The 14,084-nt window shown below is 47.0% G+C and carries 4 protein-coding genes and 1 pseudogene; 3 read left to right on the forward strand and 2 right to left on the reverse strand.

What is annotated here, in order from left to right:
* Positions 1–107: 107 nt before the first annotated feature.
* Positions 108–980, forward strand: a pseudogene (locus QUA80_RS14590) (transposase); the annotation flags it as partial.
* 836 nt (positions 981–1,816) lie between these two features.
* On the opposite strand, the gene acnB reads toward QUA80_RS14590, so the two are convergent.
* On the reverse strand, positions 1,817–4,432 hold the full coding sequence (gene acnB / locus QUA80_RS14595; RefSeq protein WP_333425584.1) for a bifunctional aconitate hydratase 2/2-methylisocitrate dehydratase: 2,616 nt from the start codon (positions 4,430–4,432) through the stop codon (positions 1,817–1,819).
* Positions 4,433–4,856: 424 nt separating this feature from the next.
* On the opposite strand from acnB, the gene QUA80_RS14600 reads away from it, so the two are divergent.
* The gene (locus QUA80_RS14600) at positions 4,857–8,834 is read left to right on the forward strand and encodes an EAL domain-containing protein (protein WP_333425694.1); all 3,978 of its coding nucleotides are present in this window, start codon (positions 4,857–4,859) and stop codon (positions 8,832–8,834) included.
* A 41-nt stretch (positions 8,835–8,875) separates the two neighbouring features.
* Here the strand turns inward: QUA80_RS14600 and QUA80_RS14605 are convergent, their stop codons facing one another.
* A complete protein-coding gene (locus QUA80_RS14605) occupies positions 8,876–13,435 on the reverse strand; it encodes a PAS domain S-box protein (RefSeq protein ID WP_333425587.1) in 4,560 nt (1,519 codons plus the stop codon).
* Here QUA80_RS14605 and QUA80_RS14610 point away from each other — a divergent pair.
* A complete protein-coding gene (locus QUA80_RS14610; RefSeq protein WP_333425589.1) occupies positions 13,427–13,624 on the forward strand; it encodes a hypothetical protein in 198 nt (65 codons plus the stop codon). The genes QUA80_RS14605 and QUA80_RS14610 overlap by 9 nt on opposite strands.
* Positions 13,625–14,084: the final 460 nt, after the last annotated feature.

Raw genomic sequence — 14,084 nt, forward strand, 5'->3', positions numbered from 1 at the left:
ATTTTGGTTTGTAAGGCAATTATCTATGTATATCTTGCCTTACAGATTTTTTTTTGCTCACTTTTTCAGTGCCATTGAATTATAGATGCTTTGCACACTCAAATTCAGTCACCACTAAAAAAAAACCAAGAACTTATCGAAACCTAGCCAGAAAAGAATACTTGACAGTAGCAAAGAAACGAAGACCATCACAAAAAAAACGAAGAAAAGCGATTAAGAAACAACTTCAATATATTAAAATAAATTTAGCTCATATCGCGGCTATGGGTGAACTAACGTGGCTGAGTAAATATTATTATAAAATGCTATTAGTAGTCACAGAAGTCTACCGTCAACAGTTATGGATGTATGAAAATAAAACACATAGTATTGAGGACTGTTGGGGTAAGTTTAACACAACCACACATCCGCCCGCTCGTTAGAGGAAAAGCCGGGAAATCCGTCGAATTTGGGGCAAAGCTGTCAGCGAGTTGTCGTAACGGCTATGTATTTCTAGACCGGATTAGTTGGGATAATTTTAACGAATCTGTAGACTTAAAAACCCAAGTATAAAAATTTAAATGGTTCACAGGCTTCTATCCCGAATCAATTCATGTAGATCGAATTTATCGAACTCGCGAGAATCGAGCTTGGTGCAAAGAAAGAGGAATTAGAATGAGTGGTCACCCTTTAGGAAGACCTTCGACAAATATTAGTAAGTCAACGAAGAAACAAGCTTTAGAAGACGAGAGAATTCGTAACTCGATTGAGGGCAAATTTGGGAGTTGCGTAAAAGAAGATTCAGCCTCGGTAGAGTGATGGCTAAACTTTCTAATACTTCTCAAACCACCATCGCCATAACTTTTCTGGTGATGAATCTTTCGGCCCTGCTACGGCAGGCTTTTTGGCTTTTTTTATGTCTATTTCAGAATATACACTTTTTTTCCTGTTTTCCACCTGTGATGATTAATAAAGATTATGCTTGGGACAAAATATCGTAAACAAAGCTTATATTATCAAGGGACTCGCGAGTTCATTCATCTTTCTAAATGCTGTTTTCTTACTTTTTCAGCAAGCCCTAATTACTTGTTCGTATCCTTTAAATTCTGCATCGGCCGGCAGTTGGTCTTGGGGATATTCTAGTATTTCTTGTCGATCTATTTTAATCGTAGCGTTCTTACTGCCTTTGCTGTGCTTTTTTTGGCGTTTTTCGCTCTTTTTCGCTATGAGTGCTGACTTTTGAATCCTTTGGACTTGGCTTTGATGTCTGGTTTTCCTTGTTCTCCCTTCAATCGGTTGTTTTCATCTTTTAACCGTTGATTCTCTGACTCCAAGTCTCTGACTGTTAATTGTAATTGCTCGCTAGTGGTTCAGTAAGAGCTCTACTGCCTGACGCATGGATTCGTCTGCAATTCCTTTTGGGTCAATGGTTTGGAGTATATTGGAGGATGACTTGTTTGGTGAAATAATCTTTTGCGTCATGTGTCCTATTTTACGACACTTTGTGCACTGTGCTTACTTTTTTTCTTCTGCTACCCCTACTGATTGAGCCGATACCTCTTTTTCTCAAATCAATACTGTAAGACATTTGCCTAGCTGCTTCACTATTTTTATTTATTTTACCTCATTTTTAAATAGTCTTATTCCTATTTGAAATGACTATAAAGCATAGTCTTGGACGCACGAGCGGTGAGAAACCGGGTTTTTTTTGCCCAGAAGAGGCGTTACAGCCGATAGCAACTGTAAAAAACCCGGTTTCTTTGAGTTTTAACCGCAGATGTCGGCAGATATACGCTGATGGACGCAGATGAATACAGCCGATCGCCCGCCGCACTTTTTACTTGCTCAACACACCATCGGGAATTCCCAAAATATCCTCAATTCGAGGCATATCTTCCAAAGCAATCACTCGCCCTTCATCTTCAAAACCAGCAATTCGATCGAAATTCAAATACCGATACAAATCACCAGCAAAAGGATCGATTCTCTTCGATACAATGTCATTGTATTCTTGGACTGTGGGAATTCGACCTAAGAGCGAACAAACTGCCGCCAATTCCGCCGAACCGAGATAAACTTGTGCATCTTTGCCCATGCGGTTGTTAAAGTTGCGAGTAGAAGTTGAAAATACCGTTGTCGCATCTTTAACGCGCGCTTGATTGCCCATGCAAAGACTGCAACCGGGCATTTCTGTACGAGCTCCAGCGGCTCCAAAAATGCTGTAGTAACCTTCTTCTTTGAGTTGCTGTTCGTCCATCCGAGTCGGCGGACAAATCCACAGGCGGGTTTTCACTTCCCCAGCACCTTCCAACACCTTCGCAGTGGCGCGGTAGTGACCGATATTTGTCATGCAAGAACCGACGAATACTTCGTCTACCCGATCGCCCGCAACCTCACTCAACAACTTAACATTATCCGGGTCGTTGGGAGCAGCCACAATCGGCTCTTTAATCTCGTTCAAATCGATTTCGATGATTTCAACGTACTCTGCATCAGTATCAGCTTCTAGCAGCACCGGATTAGCCAGCCATTCCTCCATCTTCGCCACCCGGCGCATCATCGTCCGCGCATCTTGATAGCCCCGCGCCACCATGTTTTTCAGCAGCGCGACATTGGAACGAATGTACTCGGAAACAGTCTCTACGCTCAATTTAATCGTGCATCCGGCGCAAGAACGCTCGGCCGTCGCATCGGTCAATTCAAAAGCCTGCTCGACCTTCAAATCGGGCAAACCTTCAATCTCCATAATCCGCCCAGAAAAGATATTTTTCTTGTTCTGTTTCTCGACGGTTAGCAAACCTTTTTGAATCGCCACATAGGGAATTGCATTCACCACATCCCGCAGCGTTACTCCGGGCTGCAATTCGCCTTTAAACCGCACTAATACCGATTCCGGCATATCCAAAGGCATGACGCCCAAGGCAGCAGCAAATGCCACCAATCCCGAACCAGCAGGAAAGGAAATTCCCAAAGGAAAACGAGTGTGAGAATCGCCGCCGGTTCCCACTGTATCCGGCAATAACATTCTGTTGAGCCAAGAGTGAATAATGCCGTCTCCCGGACGCAAAGCTATGCCGCCCCGCTGTGACATGAAATCGGGCAATTCATGGTGAGTTTTGACATCAACTGGTTTCGGATAAGCGGCGGTGTGGCAGAAACTTTGAATTACCAAATCGGCGCTAAATCCCAAACAAGCAAGTTCTTTCAATTCGTCCCGAGTCATCGGCCCGGTGGTATCTTGCGATCCGACTGTTGTCATGGCTGGTTCGCAAGATGTACCGGGACGAACGCCGGACAAACCGCAAGCTTTGCCTACCATTTTTTGTGCTAAAGTGAAGCCTTTGCCCGTATCTACTGGGATTGTAGGACGGGTAAAAATAGTGCTGGGTTCTAGTCCTAAAGCTGCGCGGGTTTTGTCGGTTAAAGTGCGTCCAATTAATAGCGGAATTCTGCCGCCGGCGCGAACTTCGTCTATAATTGTGTCGGGTTTGAGAGTGAAGGTGGTGATGATTTCTCCGGCTTCGTTGGTAATTTCGCCTTTGTAGGGATGGATGGTAATTACTGCGCCGGTTTCCATTTGGGAGACATCGCATTCGATCGGCAATGCGCCGGAATCTTCAGCGGTATTGAAGAAAATCGGGGCGATCGCACTTCCTAAAATATAACCGCCGCTGCGCTTGTTCGGCACAAACGGAATATCATTGCCAATGTGCCACAGCACGGAATTAATCGCGGATTTCCGCGACGAACCGGTACCGACAACATCACCGACATAGGCGACGGGATGGCCTTTTTGCTTCAATTCTGCAATGGTTTGCAAAGCCCCAGGCATCTTACTTTCCAGCATCGCCAAAGCGTGCAGCGGAATGTCCGGCCGCGTGGTAGCATGCGGTGCGGGCGACAAGTCGTCGGTATTGGTTTCTCCGGGAACTTTGAACACAGTAACGGTAATCGCTTCTGGCAACACAGGACGACCGGTAAACCATTCCGCATCGGCCCAAGAATCTACTACCTGTTTGGCATAGGGATTGGTATCAGACAACGCTAGAACGTCGTGGAAAGCGTCGAATACTAACAGGGTTTTGCTCAGCGCCCGGGCGGCGGTGGCGGGAATGGCGATTTCGGCAGTAGGATTGAGCAAATCGATTAGAGATTGGACGTTGTAGCCTCCCATCATTGTCCCCAGCAGGTAAACTGCCCATTTCGGGGTAATTAGGGGAGTGTGGATTTCGCCTTTGGCAACACCGGTTAAAAAACCTGCTTTGACGTAGGCGGCGCTGTCTACTCCGGGCGGCACGCGATCGCGCAATAATTCTACTAAGGTTTCCTCTTCTCCCGGTGGCGGATTTTTCAGCAGTTCGCAAAGTTCAGACGTTTGCTGAGCATCTAATGGCAGTGGTGGAATTCCCAATGCCGCTCTTTCAGCAGCCTTTCGGCGGTAAGACTCAAGCATTTGTCCTCTCTCCTCGGATAGCGTTCGGTAATTGTTTGCAGATTAGTTTACCTTTCAGATTAGGCGCTTGCGCCGACATCTGGGACAGTAAGCAGCTCTAATCAAAACTTAACGCAACTTAAGAAACAGTAGATTTCCATACCAAAGATAGATGTGCTCGGACATCGACGCCTGTCAAGCTCCAGCCTCCCAGTTTAGGGTCGCTCTGTGGCATTCTTCTAGTTAAGATTGATCTTGTGCAGGGATTTAAGTGTCGATCGTCCTCTGCATCTGCAATCACCAGCGATCACCGACCAATTCATAGTTCTCCGCAGCGGAGTTACAGGAGTCCGATTCTGTGCAAAATAGATTATCGCAATGGATCAATCACAAATTTGACAATTTTATCCCGCAAGACTGTCATGGCTGTGGCTTTAAGACAGGAATGCAGGAAGCGCTGCAACAAACTAAAGAAATATTTTTGACGATCGCCGACGCAATGCCGGTGCCGCTGGTAATCAGCAGTTTGGCTGATGGCACGATTCTTTATTATAACGATTTATGCGGTATTGCCTTCGGACTGACACCATCCGAGTCCCTCGAGCGCCAAAAAGCCGAAACACTCTACAGCAATCCCGCAGATCGCCAGGAATTGCTCGACATACTCGCTGTTGAAGGACACGTCCGCGAAGCCGAAGTCCGCCTCAAAACAACTGACGGCACGCTGTTTTGGGCAACTGTATCAATGCGGTATCTAACATTGCACTCGGAAACAGTTGTTTTGTCGGTGTTCTGCGACATTACCGAGCGCAAGAGAGTCGCAGCGCTAGAGCAGGAATTGCTCGGGTCAATCCACTTGCGGGCCCGTCAGCAAGCAGCCGTCGCTTACTTGGGGCATGAGGCGATCTCTGAAACAGATTTGTCGGCACTGATGGACAAAGCAGCAGTTTTAATTGCTCAAACCTTGGATGCCGATTTTTGTCAGTTGTTGGAACTGTTGCCATCAGGCCATGCTTTGGAGTTGCGAGCGGGTGTCGGCTGGGGGCCTGGCCTGGTAGGTAGCGCCACTGTCACCGCTTCGGCCCGCTCTCAAGCAGGTTATACATTGTTAGTTAACGAACCGGTGATCGTCAAAGATTTGCGGGTGGAAACGCGGTTTAGCGAGTTGCCGCTGCTGCACAATCACCTCGCCGTCAGTGGTGTCACCGTCATCATTCCTGGCAATAAGGAACAGGGGAAAAAGAACTGGGGACTAGCAGAATCGACGAACACTGCTCAATCTCCTGTTTGGGGGGTTTTGGGGGTTCACACCAAGGGCGAGCGAGTTTTTAACCAAGATGACGTTTATTTTATGGAGGCGATCGCCAACCTGTTAGCTGCGGCGATCGAGCGGATCGGAGCTTCGGAACGCTTGCAAACGATGGAAAGGGCGATCGAAAGCAGCAGCAACGGCATTGTAATTACCGATGCGACGCTTGCCGACAATCCGATTATTTATGTCAATCCCAGTTTTGAGCGGATCACGGGTTACAAAAGAGATGAATTAATCGGTAAAAATTGCCGATTTTTACAGGGCATCGGCACGAACTCTGCCAGTGTAAAAAAGCTGCGAAATGCTATTGAAGAAGGTCGAGAAGCTCAAGTTATATTGCGGAATTTTCGGAAAGACCGCTCTCCTTTTTGGAACCAACTTTCTATTGCTCCTGTTTACAACTCACGCCGACATTTAACTCACTTTATTGGCGTTCAAACCGACATTACCGACCGCCAGCGAGCGGAAGAAGAATTATTTTTAAAGTCTCAAGCTTTAGCAAATTTTAGTGCCAATCTCAAACACCTGCACCGGATTACAACTTATCACTATCAAAATTTTGAAGAACTGGTTGACGATTATCTAAAAGCTGGCTGTTTAATTTTTGGACTTTCTATTGGTCTCATCGCTCAACTTGAAGAAGAATGTCTGATTATTCGCTCCGTAAGAACAGATTTAGAAGATTTTACACGAGGATTAGAATTAAATCTTAGCGAGACTTACTGCGGCTCAGTGATTAAATTAAAGAAAACAATTGCTTGTTCTCACATAGAAGGAACTTTAGATAACGGCGAACATCCAGCCTATAAAAAATGGTCGATAAAATCTTACATTGGAACACCGATATTTATTGACAATAAAATCTACGGAACCTTGAGTTTTTCTGCTCCAGAGGCAAGGCAAAAAGACTTTGAATCTCAGGCAATAGAAATAATAGAATTGATGGCTCAAAGCATAGGTAGATTTCTCGCAGATCACCAAAGGGAAGTAGAACGCCAGCAAGCCGAACAAGAGCGCTCTGAGTTGATAGTATCTCTTCAAGAAAGTGAAGAACGCTACCGCCGTTTGGTAGAGCTGTCTCCCGAAGCGATCGCCGTTCACAGTCAAGGGAAAATCGCATATATCAATGCTGCTGGTGCTAAACTTCTCGGCGCTAGCTCTCCGGCAGAGATAATCGGCTTTCCTGTCTTGAATTTTGTGCATCAAAACTATGTGGAAATAGCCAAAGAGCGCATCCGGCAAGTAGAGGAAGAAAATATGCCGCTCGAGCTTGCCGAACAAAAACTGATGCGGCTCGACGGACAAATAATAGACGTTGAAGTCGCCGGCATCCCCGCTACTTATCAAGGCTCGGTCGCCGCCCAGATTATTATCAGAGATGTCACCGAGCGCAAGCGAGTAGAACGGCAACTGCTGCACGGCGCTTTTCACGACGCGCTGACGGGTTTGCCCAACCGGGTTTTGTTCATCGACAGGTTAGGGCAAGCCATCCGCCGATCCAAACAGTCCCCTAATTATAAATTTGGTTTACTTTTCCTAGATTTAGACCGCTTCAAAGTAGTTAACGATTCTTTAGGACACGTTTTAGGAGACAAACTGCTAGTCGCCCTCGCGCACCGACTGCTAAGCTGCGTGCGGGCTTCCGATACCGTGGCCCGGCTGGGGGGAGACGAATTCACCATCCTGCTAGACCACATTCAGAGCCTTAGCGACGCCACCCTAGCAGCTAACAAGATACAAAAAGAACTGACGAAGCCGTTTCATATCGAAGGACACGAAGTATTTACTACCGCTAGCATTGGGATTGTGTTCAGTCGAGGCGAAGTCCCGGCAGCCGACAGCCGTAAATCAAATCTGTACAGTCACCCGGAAGAATTCCTACGCGATGCTGACATTGCTATGTACCGCGCTAAAGCTTTGGGCAAGGCCCGTCACGAGGTGTTTAATTTGGCGATGCACGACCAAACTATGTCCCTGTTGCAGTTAGAAACTGACTTGCGGTTGGCTATTTGTGGCAAGGAGGAATTAGGGAAGAGCAAAGATGAAGGTTCGCACTTTATGGTGCACTATCAACCGATTGTTTCGATCGCCAGCGGTGCGATCGAGGGTTTCGAGGCTTTGGTGCGCTGGCAGCATCCGGTTCGGGGTCTAGTGCCGCCGTCTACTTTTATTCCTGTAGCTGAAGAAACAGGTTTGATCGTGCCTCTGGGAGCCTGGGTGCTGCGGCAAGCTTGCCGGCAATTGCGCTTTTGGCAAGAATTGTTAACGGATGTTAAAGGAAGTTCGGCAACCAGCAGTGTACGGGATTTAACTGATATCAGGAAGCAGGAAGCAGGAAGTTCGGCAACCAGCAGTGCAGGGAGTTTAACTGATATCAGGAACCTGGAAGGAGCAAGAAGTAAGAAGGAGGAAGGCAGAGACTTTTTAACTGACTCTAATTCCCAATTTTTGATGACAAATTACAAGTTACAAATTACGGATAGCTCGTTACCGCTTCCCAAGTTCCAATTACCAATTATCGATCCTTCCGAATTAACAATGAGCGTCAATCTTTCGGCAAAACAGCTCGGTCAACAGAATTTGATCGAACAGATAGATGAAATTTTGGCAGAAACTGGCTGCGAGCCGAGTTGTTTAAAGTTGGAGATCACTGAAAGCGCGATCGTGGAAAATGTGAAGAAAGCCAATATTGTGCTAGCCCAATTAAAAGGTAGAAATATTCGGTTGTCGATCGACGATTTCGGTACTGGCTATTCGTCTTTGAGCTACTTGCACCGATTTCCGCTGGATACGCTGAAGATCGATCGATCTTTTGTGAGCCGCTTGGGGGCTGTCGAAAACGGTGAAGGCGGGGGTCAGCCTTTGCAGATTGTGCGGGCGATCGTAACTTTGGCTCACAATTTGGGGTTGAATGCGATCGCCGAAGGTGTTGAGACCGCCGAACAGTTAGCACAGCTTCGAGAACTCGACTGCGAATTAGCTCAGGGATATTGGTTTTCTCAACCTTTAGACAGTTTGGGTATCACTGAAATTCTGATAAATCTCGGTAATCTCAAGTCCGGTGAAGTACCAGCAATCCCGTCCCGCTTGGCGCCGGGGGATGCTAGCTAGGGGGATGCGACCTGTCCCAATTACCAATTACCAATTAGTCATTACCCATTTGCTTTGAGTGGAATCTCGATCGCAAATTCTGCACCGTGTCCCGGCGAAGAAGTGCATTTCAGCGAGCCGTTGTGTCTGTCTGTCACAATTTGATAACTAATTGACAAGCCCATCCCAGTGCCTTTTCCCACAGGTTTAGTGGTAAAAAATGGGTCAAAAAGTCGATTGCAGACAGTCTGTGTCATTCCCGGGCCGTTGTCAGCAATCCGAACCAGCACCCGATCGGGTTTTGGCATTTCAGTGCAGATACGAATCAGGCTGCGATTTTTCCGCAGTTGGTCGGCAGAAAGTCGCGCGTCTCTCTCTTCCAAAGCATCTAAAGCATTGCTCAAGATATTCATAAATACTTGATTTAGCTGTCCGGCATAACATTCTACTAACGGCAAATTGCCGTATTCTTTAATCACCTCAATTTCTGGATGATTTTGTTTGGCTTTGAGCCGGTGCTGCAAAATCATCAGGGTGCTATCTATGCCGTCGTGGATGTTGACTGCTTTCTTTTCCGCTTCGTCCATGCGGGAAAATGTACGGAGAGAAGCAACGATTTGCTGAATTCGGTCTGCACCGACTTTCATTGAAGAAAGCAATTTCGGCAAGTCTTTCATCAAAAAGTCGAGTTCAATATTGTCTACTTCCTCTTGAATTTCCGGGACTGGATTGGGATAGTGATTTTGGTAAAGTTCGATCAGGTGCAGCAACTCTTGAGCATAGTCGTTAGCGTGGCTGAGATTGCCGTAAATAAAGTTAACTGGATTGTTAATTTCGTGGGCGACTCCTGCCACGAGTTGACCGAGAGATGACATTTTTTCATTTTGAATTAACTGCGATTGAGTGCTGGTTAATTGCTGCAAGGTTTGTTCTAATTCGAGAGCTTTATTGCGCGTTTGGGCGTAAAGATCGGCTTGGTTGAGGGCGATCGCCAATTGAACTGTAATCGCTTGCAACAATTCTACTTCGCTGTCGCTCCAACAACGAACAGAACTGCAAGAGCAACAGCTAACTGCACTCATTACCCCGGAAAGTGCCTGCATGGGGATGATTAATATAGATTGGTAGCCGAGCGATCGAATGGTTTGTTTCCAAAGAGGATCTGGTACTGTTTCGACATCATCTACCAGCAGCATTTCCATCTGCAAGATCTCTTCTCCAAGAGAACCGAAGTCGGAAGCTGGATAGCGACCTGTTAAATCGGGAAGTTCGGGGAGGCGAGATTCTTTGATTGTCTCCCAGTAAGGTGCGTCTCCGTCGCAGCGATACCAGCTAAAGCTGCAACGATCGATCTGCATGAAAGCGCGAATTTGCTCAACTGCGACTGTAACAATGCTGTCGAAGTCGAGGGAATTGCGGATTTGAGCGGTGAGAATATTGAGCAATTTTTCTCGATCTGCCTGCTGTCTGAGTCGGGCTTCCGATCGCCTCAAGGCAATTTCTGCTAGCTTGCGATCGGTAATATCTTCGGTGACAGCTAATAGATATTGCGGTTTGCCATCAGCATCGAGTATTGCTATTTTCTTGGTGTGAAATATTCGGGATTCTCCGTGACCCGTTTCAATCTCTTCTTCGGCGATGTCTACAATTTGCCCGCTGTTGAGCACTTCCCGGTCTTTGGCTGTGAAAAAATCAGCTTGTTCTTTTGGGAAACAGTCGTAATCATTTTTGCCGATAACTTCTGCTGCACTGAAACCGAGCAAATCTTCGGCTGCCGGGTTCCACAGTACAAACCGCAGTTCTTGGGCATCCTTGGCAAGCACTCCTACGGGTATGGTTTTGAGCACAGATTCCATAAAATGTTGAGCCTGCTGCAGTTCTGCTTCTGTCTGTTTGCGATCGCTAATATCTCGGACGTTGGCAATGATGCTGAAATTGCCGTTGAGATGAATTCTGGAGAGGGCAACTTCTGCATCAAAAGTTGAACCGTCATTGGGACGCCTCGCTTTCCATTCGACGCGATTTGTTTCGCCGGCTAATACTCTTTCCCAAAGTTCTTCCAGGTTGTGAATGGGATTATCGCAGGTTGAATAGTCGTTTTTAATTGATAATTTTGTTGCTTGTTCCTGGCTCACTCCGTACATTTCTAACATTCGATTATTGACATCGAGAATGTTGCCTTCTAAATCGTGAATGAAGATAGCATCGTAGACATTGTTAAATATGGTTCGCAGGTTTTGTTCGGAAACTTGTAGCGCTGCTTCGGCTTCTTTTCGATCGGCGATTTCTCTTTCTAACTGGGCAACAACTTCGGAGAGTTCGGCGGTGCGATGGCTCACTCTGTCTTCTAACTCGGCTGCTGCTTGCCGCAGGGCGGCTTCGGCGACTTTGCGATCGGTAATGTCGATCGCCGTGCCGAACAATTTTAGCACTTTGCCACTAGCATCGGTTTCAGCGCGACCCAAAACGTTGAGATGCCGCAGCGTGCCGTCTGGACGGCAAAGGCGGAGGTCAAAATCAAAGGGGATGCCCGTTTCGAGTCCCCGCTGTATTTGAGTCCGCCACAATTCCAAATCTTCGGGATGGATCAGAGCGACCTGTTCGGCTAGCTTGGGGGCAAAGGCGGCCGGTTCGAGTCCGAAGATGCGGAAGAGTTCCTCTGACCAAGTGATGGTTTCGGTGGCTGCGTCGAGTTCCCAATTGCCGACGTGGGCGAGTGCCTGGGCTTCTTGTAGCTGCCGCTGGCTGTTGCGGATGGCGGTTTCGGCAACTTTGCGATCTGTGATGTCGAGCAAAACGCCGCAAAATACTATGTCGCCGTTCTCGTTGCGGGTGGGCATTGATTCGCCCTGCCACCAGCGAATCTCGCCGTCGGGCTTGACTATTCGCCCTTCGTAGTGCCAGGGAGAGAGATTTTCTACGGCTTCGTTGACGGAAGCGAGGTGGGCTTCCAAGTCTTCGGGGTGGATGCGAGAAATGAATGTATTTATGTCTTGCATCATTTCTGTTGCTGTGACGCCGGTAATATCGAAGATGCGATCGCTCATGTACTCAACTCTCCACACTCCCTCGCTGCTGCAAAATTGGAACAGAGCTCCGGGGATGGTGGCTGCGATCGTCCGAAACTTGGTTTCGCTGACACTGAGTGCGGCAAAAGTCTCTCGCAGTTCCGCCGTGCGTGCTTCTACTCTGCGCTCTAGTTCTGCGTTGGCGTGTTCCAATGCGGCTTCTGCGCGCTTGCGATCGGTAATGTCGGTAGCAGTGCCTGTGGTGCCGAGAGCGTTTCCTGTTTCGTCGAAGAGGGCGATGGCATTGAACATCAGGTGTTTGAGGCTCCCGTCTTTAGCGATTTGAGTGCTCTCGTGCTGGATAACTGATTCTCCGGCAAGCAGGCGGGCGAAAACTTTTAAATCTTTTTGGCTTTGTTCTGGTGTCACAAAGTCAGAGAACGGCCGACCGATCATTTCTTCTGGTTCGTAACCGTAGATATACTTAACTGCTGCGTTGACGAAGGTGTAGCGTCCTGAAGCATCGACAGACCAAATCATGTCTTGGGAGGTTTCTACCAGGCGGCGGTATTTGGTTTCGCTGGCTTTGAGGGCTTCTTCTGCTTGTTTGCGTTCCGTCATGTCGCGGGAGACGCCGACAGTCATGACGATTCGATCGTCTTCGCTGCGGATCGGTGTTTTGACTGTGCTCAACAGCCGCACTTCTCCGTCGTACCGCGTCGCCGGTTCTTCGGAAATTTGCAGAGTCTGTCCGGTTTCAAATACGAAGGCGTCATCTTTGATGTACTCGAGAGTATGGTCGGGATTGCTCAAAGGTGCGTCTGCGATTTCTTGAAGTTCCTCTTGAGTCATGCCGTAATAATCGCGAAATGCTTTATTCGCCCAGACGATTTTTGATTCAGGGCCTTTGACTAATACCATATCGGCGATCGAATCTAGAATTTGGTGATATTTTTTCTCGCTGTCGCGGAGTTTCTGCTGCGCGGCTTGGATTTCTGCTAATTGCCTCTGGGTTTGCAAGTGCAGTTCGGCTTGGTAGATGGCAACTGCTAAATGGTCGCCTACTTGTCTGGCAAATTCGATTTCGTCTTCTTGCCAATTGCGGGGACGGCTGCACTGGTGAATGCACAGCAATCCCCACAAATGTTGCCCTTGCAGTAGGGGTACGACTAAGTTTGCTCGGACTTGAAATTGCTTGAGGATTTTGAGGTGGTACGAGTTCAACTGGGTTTTGTAGATGTCGCTGACAGCTTGAACGTATCCTTTGGCATAGTTGGCTGCAAATTGTTGACCGAAGCAGTAGTCGGGAACTCTGATTCCCAAAGATGGGGTGTATAGGGGAAGTACCTCTTCGGAGACTACTTCGCCCTCGTTCCATTCGGATTCGGGAAGAAAGCGGTAGATGGCGACTCGATCGGCATTTAGGAGTTGCCGAACTTCGGTGGCTGTGATTTTAAATATTGTTTCTAAGTCTAGGGATTCGCGAATTTTGCCAATAACTCCCATCAGCGCTTGCAGCTTTCTAAACCAGGTTTGAGATTGCGTTTCTCTTTCTAGGTGAGCTAGTTTCTCGCGCAGGTTTGTTACTTCTTGATACAGGTATTTATGAAACATAATGCTCTTTCTTTAGTGATATTGCGGTTTGGTATTGAGGTTGATGGCATCTCAATCGCGATCGACAAGTTGAGCCGGGTAAATCAAAAGGGCAAAGGACAAATTCTCCTCCTTCTGCTAGCACTTAGCAGCTACTCAAGCTGCATTTCCGTATTTTTTCTAAATTGGGAGGTCGATCGAGCCTGTTAACTTCCGTATATTTACTGAAATAACTGGCGTAATTTGCTACTTCATAATTATCAATTATTGATAATTATGTTAACAAAAATTACACATAAACTGGGTTTCTTAACGTAATTAAGCCAGGGAATCTGCAAAAGTGGAAATCAGAAACCGCGTTTCATGACGGGATGGCGGGAGCATTATGACTAATTTTGACATTTTTTTCGTTCCCCTTTGGTTGCAACGATCACCTTTTTATTATTACCCCAAACTCTATCGAATGTTTCCTTGGTTTTGCGCTTGAAGCTGCTGTTGCAATCCCTCTATTAATTTTTTTTAAACTAGAGGCGATCGCCTTTTCTATAGTTGTCGCTAATTCTCGATTTATCAGTCCTAAGTTCCTTTTAATACACCCTTTCGGGCAATCCGATCTTTGAGATATTTTTGGTTGCATTTTAATTGTTTTATGCTATCGATTTGATTGTTC

Source organism: Microcoleus sp. F4-D5 (assembly GCF_036704885.1).
Lineage (GTDB): Bacteria > Cyanobacteriota > Cyanobacteriia > Cyanobacteriales > Microcoleaceae > Microcoleus.

What these genes read in the sequence shown, in the direction of transcription:
- QUA80_RS14600 (WP_333425694.1), top strand. Translation starts at nt 4,857, where the DNA reads ATGCAGGAAGCGCTGCAACAAACTAAAGAAATATTTTTGACGATCGCC.
- QUA80_RS14610 (WP_333425589.1), top strand. Translation starts at nt 13,427, where the DNA reads ATGAAACATAATGCTCTTTCTTTAGTGATATTGCGGTTTGGTATTGAG.
- acnB (WP_333425584.1), bottom strand. Translation starts at nt 4,432, where the DNA reads ATGCTTGAGTCTTACCGCCGAAAGGCTGCTGAAAGAGCGGCATTGGGA.
- QUA80_RS14605 (WP_333425587.1), bottom strand. Translation starts at nt 13,435, where the DNA reads ATGTTTCATAAATACCTGTATCAAGAAGTAACAAACCTGCGCGAGAAA.